Raw genomic sequence first — 18,880 nt, forward strand, 5'->3', positions numbered from 1 at the left:
CCTGCAGGTGCTGGCCCGGCTCACCGGCACGGACGATCCGCTGGAGCACCGGCTCGTCGAGGCCTACTGGCTGGGCCGTGACCTGGGCGTCGACCACGCCCGGTTCGCCGACGAGCTGCTGGCGGTGATCGGGCCGCAGGCCGGCCACTACTGGACGCACCTGACGCCGGAGCTGCTCGCGTCGGGGTCGCCGGACCACGGTTTCCACGTGTTCGGCGTCTACCCCTGGTCGCGGCTGCTCGGCGCCGGCCCCGAGCCCCTGCACGTGCTGGACAGCTGCCGGATCCGGTGGGGTGTGGTCGTGGGCCGTGACGGGACGGGGGCCGAGGTGTCGACGAGCCACCTGACCTGGGACGGCGCGGTCCTGGACCTGGCGGGTCCGACGGTGGAACGCATCCCGGAGGCGAACGTGCAGGTGGACGTGGAGGTGGGCGACCAGGTGGCCCTGCACTGGGAGTGGCTGTGCGACCACCTCACCCCGACGCAGTGCGAGGCGCTCGAGGCGAGCACGCGACGCGAGCTGACGGCGACCACGGCCCGGCTCGTCGGATCGGCCGTGAGATGACGGAGAGAGCTCTGGACGGGCAGCCGAACCGCGCTGAGCGTCATCTCGCGCCCGAGCGGGAGACGCAGTCGTGAGGCTGCGGATCGCGCAGGACGAGGGCAGATCGGGTTCCACTGGGTCACGGCCGACGGGCGCCCGGTCTCCCTCCGCGTTCCTGGTCGGCGTCCGCGCCCGACAGCCCCTGGACCTGCTCGGCCCCGTCGATCCGGGGTTGCTGACGGTGCCGTAGTCGTGCGCGGAAATCGGTGCTCCGGCACCGATTTCCGCGCACGGGCGGCGGAGCCGCCGCGGTCGAGGCACCATCGACGGTGTGGGGCTCGCGCGTGCCGCACTTCTGGAGGACGACATGCCCGACGATCCCAACCCGTTCGGCTCGCTGGAGTCGCTGTTCGGCAAGCTGCTGGGCGGCCTGGACGGCATGGACGGCATGGAGGGATTCGGCGATCCCGGCCGGGGCCCCACGCGGGGCACGGGCCGGCTCGACCGCTTCGGCCGCGACCTCACCGCCGCCGCCCGCGCCGGGGAGCTCGACCCGGTGATCGGCCGCGCCGACGAGGTCGACCAGGTGCTGGAGGTGCTCGCCCGGCGCACCAAGAACAACCCCGTGCTCGTGGGCGACCCGGGCGTCGGCAAGACCGCCATCGTCGAGGGCATCGCCCAGCGCATCGCTGGAGTCGACGGGGACGGCGACGTGCCCGCGGTGCTCCGCGACGTGCGGATCGTGGCGCTGGACCTGGCCGGGATGGTGGCCGGCACCAAGTACCGCGGCGAGTTCGAGGAGCGGCTCACCACCGTCATCGACGAGGTGGTGGCCGCCGGGCGACAGGTCGTGGTGTTCGTCGACGAGCTGCACACCGTGATCGGGGCGGGCTCGGCCGAGGGCAGCGCGATGGACGCCGCCACCATCCTCAAGCCGATGCTGGCCCGCGGCGAGCTGCGGCTGATCGGCGCCACCACGGTGGGCGACTACCGCAGGCACATCGAGAAGGACCCCGCGCTGGAGCGCCGGTTCGAGCCGGTCACGGTGCCGGAGCCGAGCGTCGAGGAGACGGTCGCGATCCTGCGCGGGCTGCGCCGCAGGTACGAGGACCACCACGGCGTGCGGATCTCCGACGCCGCGCTGGAGGCCGCCGCGCGGCTCTCGGACCGCTACGTCCGCGACCGGTTCCTGCCCGACAAGGCCATCGACCTGATCGACCGGGCCGCGGCCCGCGCCGGGATGGGCGCGCCCGCGGCGGACGCCGAGGGGTTGCTGCGGGCCCGCGAGGTGGCCGTCGACGCGGAGGACTTCGAGCGCGCGATGGAGCTGACCCGGGAGATCGACCGGTTGGCCGCGGTCGGCCTGTCGAAGGGCGCGGGTGAGATCACCGCCGACAACGTCGCGCAGGTGGTCGCCCGGCGCACCGGCATCCCCGTCGCGTCGCTCGGCGTCGCCGACCGCGACCGGCTGCTCAACCTGGAGGAGCAGCTGCACCGGCGCATCGTCGGTCAGGAGGCGGCGGTCGAGGCCGTCGCCGACGCCGTGCGCGCGGGCCGCGCCGGGCTCGGGCATCCCGGGCGCCCGGTCGGGTCGTTCCTGTTCCTGGGGCCGACGGGCGTCGGCAAGACCGAGCTCGCCCGCGCGCTGGCCGAGGCCCTGTTCGGCTCCCCCGACCGGCTCGTGCGCCTCGACATGAGCGAGTACGCCGACCGCTCGGCCGTCACCCGGCTCATCGGGGCCCCGCCCGGGCACGTCGGCTACGACGAGGCGGGCCAGCTCACCGAGGCCGTGCGCCGCGACCCCTACACCGTGCTGCTGCTCGACGAGATCGAGAAGGCCCACGCCGAGGTGATCGCCACGCTGCTGCAGGTGCTCGACGCCGGGCGGCTCACCGACGCCCGCGGCCGGGTCGTCGACTTCCGGCACGCCATCGTGATCATGACGAGCAACCTGGGCTCCGAGGAGATCCTCGCGGGCGCGGACCCGGAGGTCGTGCAGTTCGCGGTGCGGCGGCACTTCCGGCCCGAGTTCCTCAACCGCGTCGACGACGTCGTGCCGTTCACCGCGCTCGGCCCTCCCGAGCTGCGGCGCATCACCGCCCTGCTGCTCGACGAGACGCGCGGCCGGCTCCGCGCGCAGGGCGTCGACCTGCTCGTGGACGACGACGCGGCCGACGTGCTGGCGCGTCTGGGCCACCGCCCGGAGCTGGGGGCGCGGCCGTTGCGGCGCACCATCGCCCGCGAGGTGGAACGGCGGCTGTCGAAGATGCTGCTCGGCGGTGAGGTGCGGACCGGGCAGTCCGTCCGGGTGGTGGTCGACGGCGACGGAGTGGGGCTGCGCGTCGGGGGCTGAGCGCCGGACGGCAGGGTGGCGGCCGTGGGACACCTGCCCGAACTCGTGACCGCCGAGCTCCCCGCCGCCGTCGCACTCCGCCACCGGCTGCACGCCGACCCCCGCCTCTCCGGCGACGAGGACGACACCGCCGACGCGGTCTGCGCCGCCATCGGGCTGCCGGGCACCCGCGTGGCGGACACGGGGCGGGTGCTGCGGATCGGTCCCGCCACGGGGCCCGCCGTCGTGCTCCGCGCCGAGCTCGACGGCCTGCCGCTGCGCGAGCAGAGCGGGATGCCCTGGGCGTCCACCACCGACGTCATGCACGCGTGCGGGCACGACGTGCACTGCGCGGCCGTGGTCGCGGTGGCCCGGGCGGCGATGCAGGTGGAGCTGCCGCACGCCGTGGTCGTGCTGCTGCAGCCGCGCGAGGAGAAGGCTCCCGTCGGCGCCCCGGACGTGCTGGCCGACCCCGGCTTCACCGCCCACGACGTCCGTGCCGTGATCGGCGCGCACGTCCAGCCGGTGCTGCCGCGCGGCGCGGTGGGCACCAGCGTCGGCGCGGTGAACGCCTCGGCCGACGAGCTGGAGATCGTCGTCACCGGGCCGGGCGGGCACGGCGCCTACCCGCACCGCACGGCCGACCCGGTGCTGGCCATGGCCCAGATCGTGGTGGCGCTGCACCACCTCGTGGGGCGTCGCGTCGACCCGCTGGAGGCCGCGGTGCTGACGGTGGGGGAGGTGCACGCGGGCACGGCGCCGAACATCATCCCGATGCGCGCCACCGCCCGCGGCACCCTGCGCGCCATGACGGCGGCCGACCGCGACACGCTGCGCCGGGCCGCGCGCGACGTCGTGGCCCACACCGCCGCGGCGTACGGCTGCTCCGGCGAGCTGACGGTGGTCGACGGCGAACCCGCGCTCGTCAACGACCCGGAGCTGACCCGGGCGGCCGCCGCCCACCTGCCGGGCCTGGCGCTGACGCCGGCGGCGTTCCGGTCCTGCGGCGCCGACGACTTCGCGCACTACTCCACGGCGGCGCCGTCGGTGATGCTGTTCGTCGGCACCGGCGACGGCACGCCCGGCGCCCCCGGCCTGCACCACCCGATGTTCGTGCCCCCCGACGAGGTGGTCGGGGACTCGGCCCGCGCGTACCTCGCCGGGATGCTGGGCGCGTTCGACGTGCTGTGAGGGTCAGCCCTCGTCGCCACCGGGGCGCGGGGCGTAGGGCTGCGTGACGTACTGCTTGTCGGCCCACGCCGCGCGGGCACCCGAGTCGCCGATCCGGTAGACCTGCACCGCCGAGACCACCGCCAGCACGACGGTCAGCGCGGCGAGCACACCGGCGACGATCCGCACCGGCCCGGTGAGCGCGACCGGGGCCGTCATGGTGCCGGGGCCCTCCCGACGTGCGAGCACCGAGGCCCGCTGGTGGATCGCCATGAACGCCACGAGGACCACGAGCATCCCCGCGACGTACACGAGCAGGTCGTCGCCGAGGCGGGTGTGCGCCTGCAGGAGAGCGGTGCGGGGGAGCTGGTGCTCCAGCCCCTCACCGCTGGAGGTCGCGACGGGGATGCTGACGGTCGCCACCGCGGCGACGACGACGACGAGCCAGCCGTAGCGGCGCCGCGCCGCGGGCCACAGCGCCACCACCACGGCGCCGAGCACGGCGAGGGGAACCAGCACCACGACGGCGTGCACGACGAGCACGTGCACGGGGAGGTTGCTGACGAAGGTCGGCATGACGATCAGCGTTGCTGACCTTCCTGGGAGGTTTCTTGGAGCCGCGGCAGCTCGACGCGCAGTACGGCGCCCGTCCCGTCGCTCGCGTTGGACGCGGCGACGGAGCCGCCGTGCCGGTCCGCGATCTCGCTGACCAGCGCCAACCCCAGCCCGTAACGACGGGCCCCCACCCCGCCGGACTGGCCGGTGGAGGCGAAGCGGTCGAACAGCCGGGGCAGCATCGCGACGTCGATACCGGGACCGTCGTCGGTGACCTGCACCACAACGGATTCACCCGATGTGGTGACCTCGACGACCACCTCGGACGACGCGTGCCGGATGGCGTTGTCCGCCAACGCCGTCACGGCGCGACGCAGGCCGGCGGGGGAGCCCCGCACGAACGCGGGGCCGGACGGGCACCGGGTGGAGATCGTCATGCCCGCGGCCCCGGCCGCCGGCGCCACGGCGGCGACGACCTCGTCGGCCACGCCGGCGACGTCCACCGGCTCGCCGGGCCCGGCCGAGAGGGGGGCCGCCGCGAGCAGCAGGTCGTCGAGGATGCCGGCGAGGCGCTCGGCGTCGAGCACCACGCCGTCGACGTCGGCGGCCACCGCGGCGGCGTCGAGCGTGCCGGAGCCCGCCCGGACGCGGCGGCGCAGCATCTGCGCGCGGGTGCTGAGCAGGGTCAGCGGGGTGCGCAGCTCGTGGCTCGCGTCGGCGACGAAGCGGCGTTGCAGCGTCAGCGCCGCCACCATCGGACGCACGGCGCTGCGCGCCAGGAGGCTCCCCGCCACCGCCGCCAGCACCAGCCCGGCCACCCCGACCACCCCGAGCGCCTGCAGCAGCTCGGCCAGCTGGCGGTGCTCGGGCGTCAGGTCCAGTGCGGCCTGCACCACCACGGTGCCGTCGTCCGGCGTGGTGCGCAGCTGGGTGCGGACGAGCACCTCGTGGCTGCCGACCGTGGCCCGGACGACCTCCGCGGTGCCGCTCGCCCGGACGCGGTCCAGCGCGTCGACGAGCGGGAGGCCCGCCGGCCGGCCGTTGGTGGCCACGGTGCCGTCGGCGCTCCTGATCGCCAGCCACATCCCGGCCGGCGGGTCCTGGACGTCGTCGGTCCGGGCGGTGGTGACGGCCAGCGCGTTGGCGTCGCTCGCGTCGCGGAAGTGCAGGAACACCACCAGTGCGACGGCCGCGATGAGGGCGACGACCACGGCGGTGACGATCGTGGCCTGGGCGCCGAGGCGGATCGTGGCCCGGCGGACGAGGGCGGCGTCGGCGCTGCGGGGGTCCCTGCTCACAGCGATCCCAGCTGGTACCCGCGGCCGCGCACCGTGGCGACGATGCCCTTGCCGAGCTTGCGCCGCAGGTAGTGGACGTAGGTGTCCACCACGATCTCGCTGCCCGCCTCGGGGAAGACGATCGCGAGCAGGTCCTGGCGGCCGTGCACCTGGGTGGGCCGCCCGGCGAGGGTGGCGAGCAGGTCGCACTCGCGGTCCGACAGCCGCACGTCGTCGCGGTCGTCGGCGGTGATCACGAGCCGGGCGTCGAGGTCGAGCCGGCCGGCGCCCAGGGGCAGCGAGCGGGCGGTGTCGAGGTGCCGGCGCCGCAACGCCCGCAGCCGGGCCAGCAGCTCGTCGACGTCGAAGGGCTTGCCGAGGTAGTCCTCGGCCCCCGCGTCGAGGCCCTCCACGCGGTCGGACGGGTTGGCCAGCGCCGAGAGCATCAGCACCGGCGTGGTGACGCCGCGCCCGCGCAGCCGGCCCAGCAGGTCGACACCGTCGATCGCGGGCAGGCGCCGGTCGAGCAGCAGCACCTCGTAGGCGCGGGTGAGGCCCAGATGCAGGCCGCGGTGGCCGTCGGGGGCGGTCTCGACGTGGTAGCCGTCGTCGGTGAGCAGCGTCACGAGCATCGCCTGCAGTTCGGGGTCGTCCTCGACGACGAGCACGCGGGGAGAGCCGACGTCGGTGGTGGTCACGGGGCCATAGTGCCCGAGCCCGTGGCCGCTCTGAGGAATTCCCAAGGTCCGGAGCCGACACTCGGCCAGGACCAGCCCCGACGAGAGGACCCCGATGAACCGGCCCGATCACCACCCGCTCCGCAGGCGAGCCGAGGGACGGCGCCGCGTCGGCGCCGCCACCGGGTGGGCCGCCGCGGCCGGTGGGGGCCTCGCGGCCGTCTTCGGGGTGCTCCTCGCCCAGACCGCCCCCCCGGCCTCCGCGGCCGCCCCTGCCGTACCCGCGCCGGCCGCCGACTCCACCCCGGTGCAGCCGGAGGTCCCGGCACCGGCCCTCGCGCCGTTGCCCGCGCCGACCCCGGTGCACCACCACACCTCCACCGCGCCGCTGCAACCCCCGGCCAGCCCGCCTGCCGTCTCGTCGGGCGGGCGGTCGCACGCCGTCACGGGAGCCTCGTGACCGACGTACGGGACCGTCCGGTGCGCGACGGCCCAGGTTGCTCCCGCGTGGAGCTGCACGTGTGGGGCACGACCGCCGCCCTGACGGTCACCGACCCGGCGGCGCTGCCCGCGGCCGAGCGGGTGCTGCTGCGGGAGCTCGCCGCCGTCGACGCCGCGTGCAGCCGGTTCCGGGCGGACTCCGAGATCTCCCGGCTGCACTCGGCGGCGGGGGCCCCGGTCCGGGTGGGCCCGGTGCTGGCGGCGGCGCTGGGGGTGTCGTTGCGGGCCGCGCAGCTCACGAACGGAGTGGTCGACCCGACCGTCGGGAACGCGGTGGAGGCCCTCGGCTACGCCGTGGACTTCGCCGCGATGGCGCCCGACGGGCCGGCCCCCGTCGCCGCGCCGCAGCCGGCCCCGGGCTGGTGGCGGGTCGGCTGGGACCCGTCGACGAGCGAGGTCCTGCTACCCCGCGGGGTCCGGCTCGACCTCGGCGCCACCGCGAAGGCGCTGGCCGCGGACCGCATCGCGCAGCAGGCGGCCCGGGACGGGGGCTGCGGGGTGCTGGTCGACCTCGGCGGCGACGTCCGGGTGGCCGGCCCCGCCCCCGATGGCGGCTGGCGGCTGGGCGTCGCTGATGACCACACCGCCGAGGAGACCGACCTCGTCGTGACGCTCGACGCGGGCGGGCTCGCCACGTCGGGCACCGCCCGCCGCCGCTGGCGCCGTGGCGGTCGCGAGCTGCACCACATCGTCGACCCCCGCACCGGCGACGTGCCCGACAGCCCGTGGCGCACGGCCACCGTGGCCGCCGCGTCGTGCGTGGACGCCAACACCGCCAGCACGGCCGCGATCGTGATGGGCGCGCACGCGCCGGTGTGGCTGGAACAGTGCGGGCTGCCCGCCCGGCTGGTGGATCTGCACGACCGCGTCGTCACGACGGCGGGATGGGGGGCCTGAGGTGGGGCAGACGCTCTGGTTCGCGAGCCGCGCCACCGGCCTGGTGTCGCTGCTGCTGCTGACCGCCACCGTGGTGCTGGGCGCGTCGCACTCCGGGCGGGTGGCCACCACGCGGTGGCCGCGCTTCACCCTGCACGCCGTGCACCGCAACCTCTCGCTCCTGGCGGTGGCGTTCCTCGCCGTGCACGTGGCCACGGCGATCGTCGACCCCTACGCCGGCATCGCCTGGCTCGACGTCGTGGTGCCGTTCGCCTCGACCTACCACCCGTTCTGGCTGGGGCTCGGTGCCGTCGCGCTCGACCTGCTCGTCGCGGTGATCGTCACCAGCCTGGTGCGCACCCGCCTGCCGCTGCGGGTCTGGCGCGCCGTGCACCTGGCGAGCTACGCGCTCTGGCCCGTCGCGCTGGTCCACGGCTGGGGCATCGGCGGCAGTGACAGCTCCCTGAGCTGGGTGCTCGCGCTCGAGGGGCTCTGCCTGGCCGCCGTGGTCGTCGCGGTCGGCCTGCGGCTGCGGGCCACCCATCCCGACAGCGAGGCCCGCCGGTGACCGCCCTCGACGCCGCCCGGCTCCCGCCCACCGACCACCCCCGGCTGCTCGCCGGGTGGGCCGAGACGGGGGCGATCACTCGGTACTCCGGCCACCGGCGCCGCTACGGCCCGCTCCCGGGCCTCGACGGCCCGCGCCTCATCGAGCTCGTCTCCCGCTCGGGGCTGCGCGGCCGCGGCGGCGCCGGGTTCCCGACCGCGCGCAAGCTCCGGGCCGTCGCCGACGGGCGGGGGCGCCGCATCGTCGTCGCGAACGGCTGCGAGGGCGACCCGGCGAGCGCCAAGGACGGTGTGCTGCTGGAGCTGGCCCCGCACCTCGTGCTCGACGGCATCCAGCTCGCGGCGCGCGCGGTCGGCGCGAACGAGGCGATCCTCGCCGTGCACACCGGCAGCCGGCTGCTGCGGACCCTCGCCGCGGCGTTGCGCGACCGGGGCACCGGCGAGGTCCCCGTGGAGCTGGCGGAGGTGCCGCGGCGCTACGTCGCCAGCGAGGAGTCGGCGCTGGTCAACCACCTGACCTCCGGTGACGCCCGGCCGACGGTGACACCACCGCGTCCGGCACGGCGTGGGGTCCGCGGGCGGCCGACGCTCGTGGACAACGTCGAGACCCTCGCGCACATCGCGCTGATCGCCCGCCACGGCGACGGCTGGTTCCGCGAGGCCGGCACCCGCGACTCGCCCGGCACGACCCTCGTCACGGTCGGCGGCGCGGTGGCCCTGCCCGGGGTCTACGAGATCGACCTCGGGATGCCGGTGGCGGCCGTGCTCGCGCTCGCGGGCGGCCCGGTCGAACCGCTCCAGGCCGTGCAGATCGGGGGCCTGGGCGGGAGCTGGCTTCCGCTGCCCTACGCCGACGGGATGCCGTTCACCCACGAGGACGCCCGCGCCGTCGAGGCGGGGCTCGGCGTGGCGGCCCTCGTCGCCCTGCCGGTGCGGGCGTGCGGGATCGCCGAGACGGCACGCGTCCTGCGCTACCTCGCCGACGAGTCGGCGGGCCAGTGCGGGCCGTGCATGTTCGGGCTGCCCGCGGTGGCCGACGACATGGCCGTGCTCGCCGACGGGGCCGACCGGTCGGGGGTGGTCGTGCGCCGGCTGCAGGAGCGCCTCGGCGTGATCCCCGGTCGCGGCGCGTGCGCCCATCCCGACGGGGCCGTGCGGCTGGCAGCGGGCGCCCTGCGTGTCTTCGCCGCCGACGTCGCCCGGCACGCCCGCGGCGACTCCTGCACCTGGACGGGGGCGCCACCGTGGCTGCCGACCGCCTGAAGGTCGGCCCGATCATGTGCCACGCGCACGGGCTCTGCGCCGAGCTGCTGCCGGAGATGGTGCGCCTCGACGAGTGGGGCTACCCGATCCTCGCCGACGGGCCGGTGCCACCCGTGCTGCGGTCCGACGCGCGGGCGGCCGTGGCGGCGTGTCCGACCCTCGCCCTGAGGCTGCGTTCGGACTGAGGCCGCACTCTCTGACTCAGAGCTATTGTCATCGCCATGGGAACCGCCGACGAGCTGATGCTGCTCGTCACCGGGGTGCGCCGGGTGGTGCGCAGGCGGCTGCGCACCGATCTGCCGGGGCCGCCGCTGCGGGGCGCCCAGGTGGAGCTGCTGCAGATCGTCGAAGCGCAGCCGAAGATCGGCGTCGCCGCGGCCGCCCGCGAGCTGCACCTCGCGGGCAACACGGTGTCCACGCTGGTCAACCAACTGGTCGACGCCGGGATGCTGCGGCGCGAGAGCGATCCCGACGACCGGCGCGCCGCCTGCCTGCTGCTCACCGACGCGGCCGGGGCGCGGCTGGCGCGGTGGCGTGGGGCCCGCGGCCGGCTCGTCGCCGACGCGCTGGAGCGGCTGCCCGCGCACGACGTCGAGGCGCTCGGGGCGGCGCTGCCCGCCCTGCGGAACCTGATCGACGAGCTGGAGGGGGAGCAGTGACGCCTGCCGTGCGCTGTAGCGGGGTCCGTCAGGTCTTCGGCGAGACCGTGGCCGTCAACGGCATCGACCTGGAGGTCGTGCCGGGCGAGGTGTTCGGGCTGCTCGGCCCGAACGGGGCCGGCAAGACCACCACCATCCGCATGATCACCACGTTGCTGCCGGCGCCGCCCGGGGCCATCGAGGTGCTCGGGCTCGACGTCGCGACGCGCCGCACGGCCGTCCGCCGGATGCTCGGCTACGTGCCCCAGCAGCTCTCCGCCGACGGCACGCTCACCGGCCGGGAGAACGTCGCGCTGTTCGCCCGCCTCTTCGACGTGCCGCAGAAGCTCCGGTCGGCCCAGGTGGCCGCCGTACTCGACGTCGTCGATCTCGCCGACGTGGCCGACCGCTCGGTCAAGACCTACTCCGGCGGCATGGTCCGGCGCCTCGAGCTGGCGCAGGCCCTGGTCAGCGCCCCGCGGGTGCTGATCCTCGACGAGCCGACGGTGGGGCTCGACCCCGTGGCCCGCGACGGCGTCTGGGACCGCATCGACGAGATCCGCGCCGCCACCGGCATGACGGTGCTCGTCACCACGCACGCGATGCAGGAGGCCGACGAGCACTGCGACCGCGTGGCGCTGATGCACCGCGGCCGGATCGAGGCGCTGGGCACCCCCGGGGAGCTCAGGAGCGCGATCGGCCCCGACGCCACCCTCGACGACGTCTTCCGCCACCACACGGGGAACACCCTGACCCAGGAGAAGGGAGGCATGCGCGATGTCCGTGCTGCCCGCCGCACCGCCGGTCGCCTCGGCTGAGCAGGAGCCCGGCCCGATCCGGCTCACCCGCACGGCGCTGTCCCGCGTCGCCACGATGTGCCTCGTGGAGCTGCAGAAGCTGCGCCACGACCGCTCCGAGCTGGTCACCCGAGCGGTGCAGCCCGCGCTGTGGCTGCTGGTGTTCGGCAACGTCTTCACGCGGCTGCACGCGATCCCGACCGGCGACGTGCCCTATCTCGACTACCTCGCACCGGGCATCCTGGCGCAGTCGGCGCTGTTCATCGCGATCTTCTACGGTATCCAGATCATCTGGGAGCGCGACGCCGGGGTGCTCGCCAAGCTTCTCGTCACCCCGACACCACGGGCCGCGCTGGTCGCGGCCAAGGCGTTCGCAGCCGGGATCCGGGCCATCGCGCAGGCGGTGGTGGTGCTGGTACTGGCCCTCCTGCTGGGCGTGAGCCTGTCGGCCAACCCGCTGCACTGGCTCGGCGTGATCGTGGCGTTGATGCTCGGGTCGGCGTTCTTCTGCTGCCTGTCGATCACGATCGCCGGCATCGTCCTCTCCCGCGACCGCCTGATGGGCATCGGACAAGCCATCACGATGCCGCTGTTCTTCGCCAGCAACGCGCTTTACCCCGTGGAGCTGATGCCCGGCTGGCTGCAGGTGATCAACCACGTCAACCCGCTGAGCTACGAGGTGGAGGCCCTGCGCGGCCTCATGATCGGCACCCCGGCCCGGCTGCTGCTGGACTTCGGCGTCCTCCTCGCCGCGGCGGCGGTGATGATCACAGTGGCGTCGGCGCTCCTGCCCAGACTGGTGCGCGGCTGAGCCGGATCTTGACGTTTCCCTGACGCGGAACGGCGTCGGGGCAGCCCCTCCGCCGGTGACACTGGGATCCGTGTTCGAGGCGATGAAGCGTCTGGTCGTGGGCCGGCCGTTGCGCAGCGCCAATCTCGGCGACACCCTGCTCTCCAAGCGCATCGCGCTGCCGGTGTTCTGCTCCGATCCGATCTCCTCGGTGGCCTACGCGACCGAGCAGATCGTGCTGGTGCTCGCCGCGGGTGGCCTGGTGGCGCTGCGGACCGCGCCGTGGGTGGCACTCGTCGTGGTGCTGCTGCTGGTCACGGTCGTCGCGTCCTACCGGCAGACGTGCTTCGCCTACCCCAGCGGCGGGGGTGCCTACGTCGTCAGCCGGGAGAACCTGGGGGAGTCGGCGTCGCTGGCCGCCGCGGCCGCGTTGCTCGTGGACTACGTGATGACGGTGGCCGTGTCGGTGACGTCCGGCGTGGTGGCGGTGACGTCGGCGATCCCGGCGCTGTCGCCGCACGCGGTGGCGCTGAGCGTCGGGCTGGTCGTCGTGCTGACGCTGGCCAACCTGCGCGGTACCCGCGAGTCGGGCCGGGTGTTCGCCGTGCCGACCTACGCGTTCGTCGGGCTGACCCTGCTGATGTTCATCTGGGCCGGGGTCAAGGCGCTGACCGGCGGCCTGCCGCCGGCCTCCACGGCGGCGATGCCGTTGCCGTCGTCGAGCGGGGTGGCGGGGCTCGCGCTCGCCGTCCTCGTGGTGCGCGCGTTCGCCTCCGGCTGTACGGCGCTGACGGGCGTCGAGGCCATCAGCAACGGGGTGCCGTCGTTCCGGAAGCCGAAGGCGCGCAACGCGGCGACGACCCTCACGCTGATGGGGCTCATCGCGGTTGTGCTCTTCGGGGGCATCACGGTGCTCGCCGTCGCGCTGAACGCCCGCGCGCTGCCCGACGGCGACCCGTCGGTGATCTCCCAGATCGCGGCGTCGGTGTTCGGGGGCGGTTCGCCGATCTTCTACCTGTTCCAGGCGGCGACGGCGGCGATCCTGGTGCTGGCGGCCAACACCGCCTTCAACGGGTTCCCGGTACTCGGGTCGATCCTGGCCCGCGACCGCTACCTGCCCCGGCAGCTGCACAACCGCGGGGACCGGCTGGTGTTCTCCAACGGCGTCGTCCTGCTGGCCGCGGCCGCGGCCGCCCTGATCGTCGGCTTCGACGCGAACATCGACCGGCTCATCCAGCTCTACATCGTCGGGGTGTTCACGAGCTTCACGCTGTCGCAGCTGGGGATGGTGCGGCACTGGCAGCGGGCGCTGCGCGAGGTCGACGCCGCGCGGCGCCGGATCCGGCGCTCGCAGGCCATCAACGCGGTCGGGGCGGTGTTCACCGCGGTCGTCCTCGTGGTCGTGTTCGCCACGAAGGTCACCCACGGCGCGTGGATCGCGGTGCTCGCCATGATCGTGCTGTTCGTGGCCATGCGCGGGGTCAACCGTTACTACGCACGGGTCAGCGCCGAGGTCACGCCCGACGACGAGCCGGCCGTGCTGCCCAGCCGCATCCACGCCATCGTGCTGGTCTCCCGGCTGCACAAGCCCGCGCTGCGGGCGCTGGCGCTGGCCCGTGCCACCCGTCCCGACCGGCTCTCGGCCGTCACCCTCAACGTCGACGACACCGACACCCGCCACCTGCGCCAGGACTGGGACCGCCGTGCCATCCCGGTGCCGCTGACGGTGCTGGAGGCGCCCTACCGCGACCTGGTGCGGCCACTCGCCACCTACGTCAGGCAGCTCCGGCTGGCCGACCCGCAGACCGTTCTGATGGTCTTCATCCCCGAGTACGTCGTGACCCGGTGGTGGCAGCAGCTGCTGCACAACCAGAGCGCGCTGCGGTTCAAGGCGCGGCTGCTGTTCACCCCCGGCGTGGTGGTGGTCGATGTGCCCTACCAGCTGGGGGTGGGTGACCAGGGCTGGCTGGGCAAGCGGGCCGCCCCGACATCCGGCACCGGCTCCTACGAGAGGAGCTCCAGCAGCTGACGGTAGTCGGTGATCCGGTGGTCGGGCGCGCAGTCGAGGTGCTCCTTGGTGCCCTGCGGGGAGTCGTACATCACCGTGCGCATCCCGGCCTCCTGCGCCCCGAAGATGTCGCGGTGCATGTCGTTGCCGACGTAGACCGCGTCGGCGGCGGCCACCCCCAGCGCGTCCAGGGCGAGGTCGAACAGCCGGCGCTCGGGCTTGCGGTGGCCGTGGTCGCCGGAGACGACGACCGGGTCGAAGTAGTCGAGCAGGCCCACCTGGTGCAGCTCGGCGCGGGCCCACGCACTCTGGGCGTCGGTCACCACGGCCAGCGGGTAGCGGGTGCGCAGCTCGTCGAGGACGTCGCGGACGTAGGGGTAGAGCCGCAGCCGCCGCCGGGAGACGCCCCGGTAGAGCTCGGCCAGGAACAGCGGCAGCTGCGCGCGCTTGCCCTCGGGCAGGCTCCGCGTGAAGTCGGTGGCGTTCTCCTCGACGATCACGCGCCAGATCTCGACGGCGTCGAACTCGGGATGCTCCTCGGGGGAGCGGCGCCGCTGCTCCTTCAGCGTCCGGGTGTAGAGCTCACGCACGTCACCCCGGCGCAGGTCGATGCCCTGGTAGGTCAGGACGTGGCCGATCGCCCGGAAGATCTCGTCCATGCCCTCGTCGGTCTCGATCTCCACGAGCGTGCCGTTGACGTCGAAGACGATCGCCTGCACGTTCAGCACGCCCGCAGCAGCTCCTTCGCCTGGTCCACCAGTCTCCCGCAGTACCGGTCGGAGATGTAGTCGTTGCGCGCGATCCGCAGCAGGTTGACGGCCATGTAGTACGGCGCGCGCGACGTGATCGACCGGAACGCGGCGTCGCGGTCGGGGAAGTGGCAGCTGTACTCCCACAGGAAGTGGCCGATGAACTGCTCCGCGCGGTCCCGGTCGCCCACGGCCAGGAACGCGTGCTGCAGCTCGCCCGCGATGCGCCCGACGTCGAACATGCGGTCGCCGCGCTTCATCCGCTCCAGGTCGATCGCGGCGACGTCCATGCCGCGGCCGAACAGGAAGTTCGCCGGCGTGGCGTCGCCGTGCAGCCACACCTGCTGGTCCTGCCACATCCGTGGCCGCACCTGCCAGTGGTCGCGCAGCCACGACAGCTCGTCGACGTCCCAGTCGCCGATGCGGCCGCGGGTGCGCAGCCGCCCCATGACGGAGTCGAGGTAGCGGCAGTCGGCGTCGAAGTCGACGCCGGCCCCGTTGGCCGTACGGTTGTGCTGGGTGGCCAGGTAGAACGCCAGCGCCGTGAGCCGCCGGAACAGGTGCCCGGAGTCGTGCTGGTGGACGGCGCGGTTGATCGCCTCGGAGAGCAGCTCGCCGGGGTAGTACTCCAGGGCGAGCACGCAGTTGATGTCGCGGTCCATGCCGAGCGGCCGGATCACGTGGTGGGGCGAGCCGACGAGGTCGTACCCGCGCAGCGTGCGCAGCCCCTCGTACTCGCGGTGGGCGGTGCCGGCGGCCTTGTCGCGGTCCCAGCCGAACCGGGGACCGAAGAACTTGCAGATCACCCTGGTCCGGGTGGTGCGCTCCTCGTAGGCGTACACCTCGTTGCTGCCCGAGAGCCGGAACGCGCGGAAGGACGGGTCGCTCTCCCGTACGCCCAGGCGATCGGCCATGGTGCGCCCGAGGAACCCGTGCAGGGGGTCCGCCCGGCCCACGTGCCCGACGTAGTGACCGATCACAGGTGTGATCCAAGCGTACGGACCATGTGGAGGAGGTGGCGGACCGGCTAACACCCGGTTAACCGGCCCGCCACCGTCCGTCAGCGGCGGGCCACCGCCCTCGCCGCGTCGAGGAAGCCCTCGCCGTACAGGCCGTTGACGGCGGAGGTGCCGGCGCAGGTGGCGTTGAAGTCCGGCGTGCGGCCCTCGTCGGTGTAGATCTCGGTGCCGCCCGCCGGGCAGGCGTGGTCGCCTCCGGGTCGCAGTACCGCACCCGAGAAGTCGTCGACGGGGGTGCCGTCCTGGTGGGCGGGCGTGCCGACGACGTCGCGGAACCAGCCACCGGGAGCGGCCACGTCGACCGAGCCGAGCCCGTAGTTCGAGAAGTCGGCGACGTGCGTGCCGTGGCCGCCGACGTCGACGCCCTTGCGGCCGATCCGACCACGTAGCGTGATCTGATCCGTCGCACTTCGTCCCCTGAAGGTGTGATGGGCGTGAAGTGGACCTAGGCTCCGTTACCCGTTTCGCGGTAGGCCGGCGCCCGTCGGGGTGCCGGCCGGGGGCTGCGTCCGAGCAGGGGCAGCGTCCGCGGCGCCACCACCACCGACAGCACGACCACGCTCGTGGAGCGGCTCACCAGGGGCAGCCGGGCCAGCGCCAGCAGGGTCTGCTGCAGATCCTCGTTCGACGACGCGGCGAGCCGGCACAGCACGTCCGACGATCCGGTGGTGGCGTAGGCCTCCAGCACCTCGGGCAGCGCCGAGAGCTGGTCGGTGAGGTCGTGCAGCTCGCCCTGCGCGATCTCGAGGGTGACGAAGGCCTGCACCCCGTAGCCGGCCGCGGCCACGTCGACGTCGGGCCCGTAGCCGGTGACGACGCCGGTGCGCTCGAGGCGGTCGAGGCGGGCCTGCACGGTGCCGCGGGCCACGCCGAGCTGCCGGGACAGCTCCAGGACGCCGGCGCGCGGCGTCGTGTGCAGAGCCTGGAGCAGGTCGACGTCGAGCGCGTCGAGCGGTTCGGACATGGACAGAATGTACAGTTGTTAGCCCCCTCTCCTGGGCGCAGACGGCAGCGTGAACAGTTCCGGACGGCGCTCTTGCGCAGCACCCTGCGCGGGGGCTCTCATACTGCCCATGACCCTGACCAGTGATGAGAAGCTCGCCGACCTGGACCTCGACCAGCTCCGTCAGCTGGTCGGGCTCGTGGAGTACGACGCCGCCGCCGACCCGTTCCCCGTCACCGGCTGGGACGCCGTGGTGTGGGCCGTCGGCAACGCCACCCAGACCGCGCTGTTCTACCAGGCCGTCTACGGAATGGAGCTGGTCGCGTACTCCGGCCCCGAGACCGGCAACCGGGACCACCAGGCCTACGTCCTGCGCTCCGGCGCGGTGCGGTTCGTGCTGAAGGGCGGGGTGGACCCGGCCAGCGAGGTCATGGAGCACCACCGCCGCCACGGCGACGGCATCGTCGACATCGCGCTCGAGGTGCCCGACGTCGACCGCTGCGTCGACCACGCCCGCCGCGAGGGCGCCACCATCGTCGAGGAGCCGCACGACGTCACCGACGAGCACGGCACGGTCCGGATGGCCGCGATCGCGACCTACGGCGAGACCCGCCACACGCTGGTGGACCGCTCCCGCTACGACGGCCCGTACCTGCCCGGCTTCGTCGCCCGGTCCGGCGTCACGCCCGGCCCGCGGATCTTCCAGGCGCTCGACCACGTCGTCGGCAACGTCGAGCTGGGGCGCATGGACCAGTGGGTCGACTTCTACAACCGGATCATGGGCTTCACGAACATGGCGGAGTTCGTGGGCGAGGACATCGCCACCGAGTACTCCGCGCTGATGAGCAAGGTCGTGGCGAGTGGCAACCACCGCGTCAAGTTCCCGCTCAACGAGCCGGCCGTGGGCAAGAAGCGCTCGCAGATCGACGAGTACCTGGAGTTCTACGGCGGCCCGGGCGCCCAGCACCTGGCTCTGGCCACCAACGACATCCTGCGCACCGTGGACACGCTGCGCGCCCGCGGCGTCGAGTTCCTCTCCACCCCGGACTCCTACTACTCCGACCCGGCCCTGCGCGCCCGGATCGGCGAGGTGCGCGTGCCGATCGAGGAGCTGGCCTCGCGCGGCATCCTGGTGGACCGCGACGAGGACGGCTACCTGCTGCAGATCTTCACCAAGCCCATCGGCGACCGCCCCACGGTGTTCTTCGAGCTGATCGAGCGACACGGCTCGCTGGGCTTCGGCGCGGGCAACTTCCAGGCGCTGTTCGAGGCGATCGAGCGGGAGCAGGCGCGGCGGGGCAACTTCTGAGCGGCTCCGCTCACGTGGTGGTGCGGCCCGGGAGCCGGCGGAACCCGGCCCGCCACCGCACGGGCGGTGCCGGGGCCCGCTCGAGGGCGGTCGGCCACGCGGTCGTCGACGGGCGGTCACGGGCGATGGCGCGGGCGGCCAGGACGGCGCTCCCGGTCCCGGTCCCGGGGCGGTGCGGGCACGGCCTCGTCGTCATCCGGGCTCAGCGTGCCGAGCATGCACAGGCGGCCGGTGGCGGCGCGTGGAGATCGCGGCGATGCGGGGTGCGGCGGCGGTGGACTCCTGTCATGTGAGCATGGGCCCGACAGCAGGGCCGACCACGGACGGAACCGGACGAACCATGACCAGTCGCCACGGGCAGGTGATCGGGCTGCGCCCCGAGCACCGCGACGAGTACCTGCGCCTGCACGCCGCCGTGTGGCCGGAGGTCGAGGCGACGCTGCGGGCCGCGGGCATCCGTGACTACACGATCTACTGCCACGGCGACCTGCTGTTCGCCCACTACGAGTACGACGGTCCCGACCTGGCCGCCGCCCTGGCCGCGGTGGCCGCCGACCCCGTGACCCAGCAGTGGTGGCAGCTCACCGACCCCTGCCAGGAACGCCTGCCCGGCACCCCCGAGGGACAGCAGTGGGCGGACCTGACCGAGGTGTGGCACCTCGACTGAGCAGCGCCGTTACTGCGTCGCCATCCCCCGCGGAGGGTCACCTCCCCGGGCGGGCCATCCCGTCGCCGGCACTGATCTGGACGGGGCGCATACGCACGGTGCATTGCGATCACGATGCCGTCCACCGCCGATGATCAGCTTCGACCGCACCGCAGCGCCTGCGGGTTCAAGGGGTCGTCGCAACACCGGTGGTCAGTG

General features: G+C 74.1%; 22 protein-coding genes. 14 read left to right on the plus strand and 8 right to left on the minus strand.

All coding sequences use genetic code 11. The features are described from left to right. The 3 genes from BGP03_RS04995 to BGP03_RS05005 all read left to right on the plus strand — a co-directional run. A partial coding sequence (locus BGP03_RS04995; protein WP_299735631.1) for a DUF6390 family protein occupies positions 1 to 565 on the plus strand: 565 nt, incomplete at its 5' end. 310 nt (positions 566 to 875) lie between these two features. Further along, positions 876 to 2,897: an ATP-dependent Clp protease ATP-binding subunit gene (locus BGP03_RS05000; RefSeq protein ID WP_298796298.1), complete on the plus strand. Its 2,022-nt coding sequence runs from the start codon at positions 876 to 878 to the stop codon at positions 2,895 to 2,897. Between the two features lie 24 nt (positions 2,898 to 2,921). After that, entirely contained in the window at positions 2,922 to 4,067 is a 1,146-nt protein-coding gene (locus tag BGP03_RS05005) for a M20 family metallopeptidase (protein WP_296366630.1), read from the plus strand. Positions 4,068 to 4,070: 3 nt separating this feature from the next. Here the strand turns inward: BGP03_RS05005 and BGP03_RS05010 are convergent, their stop codons facing one another. The 3 genes from BGP03_RS05010 to BGP03_RS05020 are packed head-to-tail and all read right to left on the minus strand — an operon-like array spanning position 4,071 to position 6,576. Further along, positions 4,071 to 4,622 carry a DUF2231 domain-containing protein gene (locus BGP03_RS05010; RefSeq protein ID WP_296366632.1) on the minus strand — a complete coding sequence of 184 codons (552 nt, stop codon included), beginning with the start codon at positions 4,620 to 4,622 and terminating at the stop codon, positions 4,071 to 4,073. Positions 4,623 to 4,627: 5 nt separating this feature from the next. Then, entirely contained in the window at positions 4,628 to 5,899 is a 1,272-nt protein-coding gene (locus BGP03_RS05015; RefSeq protein ID WP_296366633.1) for a HAMP domain-containing sensor histidine kinase, read from the minus strand. Further along, the gene (locus BGP03_RS05020) at positions 5,896 to 6,576 is read right to left on the minus strand and encodes a response regulator transcription factor (RefSeq protein ID WP_298796299.1); all 681 of its coding nucleotides are present in this window, start codon (positions 6,574 to 6,576) and stop codon (positions 5,896 to 5,898) included. Before BGP03_RS05020 ends, BGP03_RS05015 begins: the two co-directional genes overlap by 4 nt. 94 nt (positions 6,577 to 6,670) lie before the next feature. Between BGP03_RS05020 and BGP03_RS05025 the strand changes: the two genes are divergently transcribed. The 9 genes from BGP03_RS05025 to BGP03_RS05065 all read left to right on the plus strand — a co-directional run bounded on the left by BGP03_RS05025 (position 6,671) and on the right by BGP03_RS05065 (position 14,016). After that, entirely contained in the window at positions 6,671 to 7,015 is a 345-nt protein-coding gene (locus tag BGP03_RS05025) for a hypothetical protein (RefSeq protein ID WP_296366636.1), read from the plus strand. Between the two features lie 47 nt (positions 7,016 to 7,062). Beyond that, positions 7,063 to 7,953: an FAD:protein FMN transferase gene (locus tag BGP03_RS05030; protein ID WP_363093167.1), complete on the plus strand. Its 891-nt coding sequence runs from the start codon at positions 7,063 to 7,065 to the stop codon at positions 7,951 to 7,953. Position 7,954: 1 nt separating this feature from the next. Then, on the plus strand, positions 7,955 to 8,500 hold the full coding sequence (locus tag BGP03_RS05035) for a ferric reductase-like transmembrane domain-containing protein (protein WP_296366638.1): 546 nt from the start codon (positions 7,955 to 7,957) through the stop codon (positions 8,498 to 8,500). After that, the gene (locus BGP03_RS05040; RefSeq protein WP_298796300.1) at positions 8,497 to 9,762 is read left to right on the plus strand and encodes an NADH-ubiquinone oxidoreductase-F iron-sulfur binding region domain-containing protein; all 1,266 of its coding nucleotides are present in this window, start codon (positions 8,497 to 8,499) and stop codon (positions 9,760 to 9,762) included. Before BGP03_RS05035 ends, BGP03_RS05040 begins: the two co-directional genes overlap by 4 nt. Beyond that, positions 9,744 to 9,947, plus strand: a complete 204-nt coding sequence (locus BGP03_RS05045) for a ferredoxin (protein WP_298796301.1) — start codon at positions 9,744 to 9,746, stop codon at positions 9,945 to 9,947. The genes BGP03_RS05040 and BGP03_RS05045 overlap by 19 nt, the downstream gene beginning before the upstream one ends. A gap of 36 nt (positions 9,948 to 9,983) precedes the next feature. Next, complete coding sequence (locus BGP03_RS05050) at positions 9,984 to 10,421, plus strand: MarR family winged helix-turn-helix transcriptional regulator (protein ID WP_296366643.1); 438 nt, start codon at positions 9,984 to 9,986, stop codon at positions 10,419 to 10,421. Next, entirely contained in the window at positions 10,418 to 11,218 is an 801-nt protein-coding gene (locus BGP03_RS05055) for an ATP-binding cassette domain-containing protein (protein WP_298796302.1), read from the plus strand. The genes BGP03_RS05050 and BGP03_RS05055 overlap by 4 nt, the downstream gene beginning before the upstream one ends. Further along, positions 11,178 to 12,008 carry an ABC transporter permease gene (locus BGP03_RS05060; RefSeq protein ID WP_296366647.1) on the plus strand — a complete coding sequence of 277 codons (831 nt, stop codon included), beginning with the start codon at positions 11,178 to 11,180 and terminating at the stop codon, positions 12,006 to 12,008. The genes BGP03_RS05055 and BGP03_RS05060 overlap by 41 nt, the downstream gene beginning before the upstream one ends. Positions 12,009 to 12,078: 70 nt before the next feature. Beyond that, the gene (locus BGP03_RS05065) at positions 12,079 to 14,016 is read left to right on the plus strand and encodes an APC family permease (RefSeq protein ID WP_296366648.1); all 1,938 of its coding nucleotides are present in this window, start codon (positions 12,079 to 12,081) and stop codon (positions 14,014 to 14,016) included. Here BGP03_RS05065 and BGP03_RS05070 read toward each other — a convergent pair. From BGP03_RS05070 to BGP03_RS05085, 4 genes are all read right to left on the minus strand, one after another. Further along, positions 13,992 to 14,723: an HAD family hydrolase gene (locus BGP03_RS05070; protein ID WP_296366650.1), complete on the minus strand. Its 732-nt coding sequence runs from the start codon at positions 14,721 to 14,723 to the stop codon at positions 13,992 to 13,994. The two genes, BGP03_RS05065 and BGP03_RS05070, sit on opposite strands and share 25 nt — an antisense overlap. Next, positions 14,717 to 15,724: a phosphotransferase gene (locus BGP03_RS05075; RefSeq protein ID WP_296366651.1), complete on the minus strand. Its 1,008-nt coding sequence runs from the start codon at positions 15,722 to 15,724 to the stop codon at positions 14,717 to 14,719. The genes BGP03_RS05070 and BGP03_RS05075 overlap by 7 nt, the downstream gene beginning before the upstream one ends. Positions 15,725 to 15,804: 80 nt before the next feature. Beyond that, positions 15,805 to 16,059, minus strand: coding sequence for a hypothetical protein (locus BGP03_RS05080; RefSeq protein ID WP_296366653.1), 255 nt, complete (start codon positions 16,057 to 16,059; stop codon positions 15,805 to 15,807). A gap of 149 nt (positions 16,060 to 16,208) precedes the next feature. After that, positions 16,209 to 16,727, minus strand: a complete 519-nt coding sequence (locus BGP03_RS05085) for an Lrp/AsnC family transcriptional regulator (RefSeq protein ID WP_296366655.1) — start codon at positions 16,725 to 16,727, stop codon at positions 16,209 to 16,211. A gap of 109 nt (positions 16,728 to 16,836) precedes the next feature. On the opposite strand from BGP03_RS05085, the gene hppD reads away from it, so the two are divergent. After that, positions 16,837 to 18,015, plus strand: coding sequence for a 4-hydroxyphenylpyruvate dioxygenase (gene hppD / locus BGP03_RS05090; protein ID WP_296366657.1), 1,179 nt, complete (start codon positions 16,837 to 16,839; stop codon positions 18,013 to 18,015). A gap of 10 nt (positions 18,016 to 18,025) precedes the next feature. Here the strand turns inward: hppD and BGP03_RS05095 are convergent, their stop codons facing one another. Beyond that, positions 18,026 to 18,211 carry a hypothetical protein gene (locus tag BGP03_RS05095; RefSeq protein WP_296366659.1) on the minus strand — a complete coding sequence of 62 codons (186 nt, stop codon included), beginning with the start codon at positions 18,209 to 18,211 and terminating at the stop codon, positions 18,026 to 18,028. Positions 18,212 to 18,355: 144 nt separating this feature from the next. On the opposite strand from BGP03_RS05095, the gene BGP03_RS05100 reads away from it, so the two are divergent. Beyond that, on the plus strand, positions 18,356 to 18,682 hold the full coding sequence (locus tag BGP03_RS05100; protein WP_296366661.1) for an L-rhamnose mutarotase: 327 nt from the start codon (positions 18,356 to 18,358) through the stop codon (positions 18,680 to 18,682). The last annotated feature ends 198 nt before the right edge of the window (positions 18,683 to 18,880 follow it).

It is taken from the genome of Pseudonocardia sp. 73-21 (genome assembly GCF_001899645.1).
Classification (GTDB): domain Bacteria; phylum Actinomycetota; class Actinomycetes; order Mycobacteriales; family Pseudonocardiaceae; genus Pseudonocardia.

Excerpts from the sequence above, each read along its gene's own strand:
- hppD (WP_296366657.1), top strand. The coding sequence starts at position 16,837 with ATGACCCTGACCAGTGATGAGAAGCTCGCCGACCTGGACCTCGACCAG.
- BGP03_RS05095 (WP_296366659.1), bottom strand. The coding sequence starts at position 18,211 with ATGACGACGAGGCCGTGCCCGCACCGCCCCGGGACCGGGACCGGGAGC.
- BGP03_RS05010 (WP_296366632.1), bottom strand. The coding sequence starts at position 4,622 with ATGCCGACCTTCGTCAGCAACCTCCCCGTGCACGTGCTCGTCGTGCAC.
- BGP03_RS05085 (WP_296366655.1), bottom strand. The coding sequence starts at position 16,727 with ATGTCCGAACCGCTCGACGCGCTCGACGTCGACCTGCTCCAGGCTCTG.
- BGP03_RS05100 (WP_296366661.1), top strand. The coding sequence starts at position 18,356 with ATGACCAGTCGCCACGGGCAGGTGATCGGGCTGCGCCCCGAGCACCGC.
- BGP03_RS05025 (WP_296366636.1), top strand. The coding sequence starts at position 6,671 with ATGAACCGGCCCGATCACCACCCGCTCCGCAGGCGAGCCGAGGGACGG.
- BGP03_RS05050 (WP_296366643.1), top strand. The coding sequence starts at position 9,984 with ATGGGAACCGCCGACGAGCTGATGCTGCTCGTCACCGGGGTGCGCCGG.
- BGP03_RS05060 (WP_296366647.1), top strand. The coding sequence starts at position 11,178 with ATGTCCGTGCTGCCCGCCGCACCGCCGGTCGCCTCGGCTGAGCAGGAG.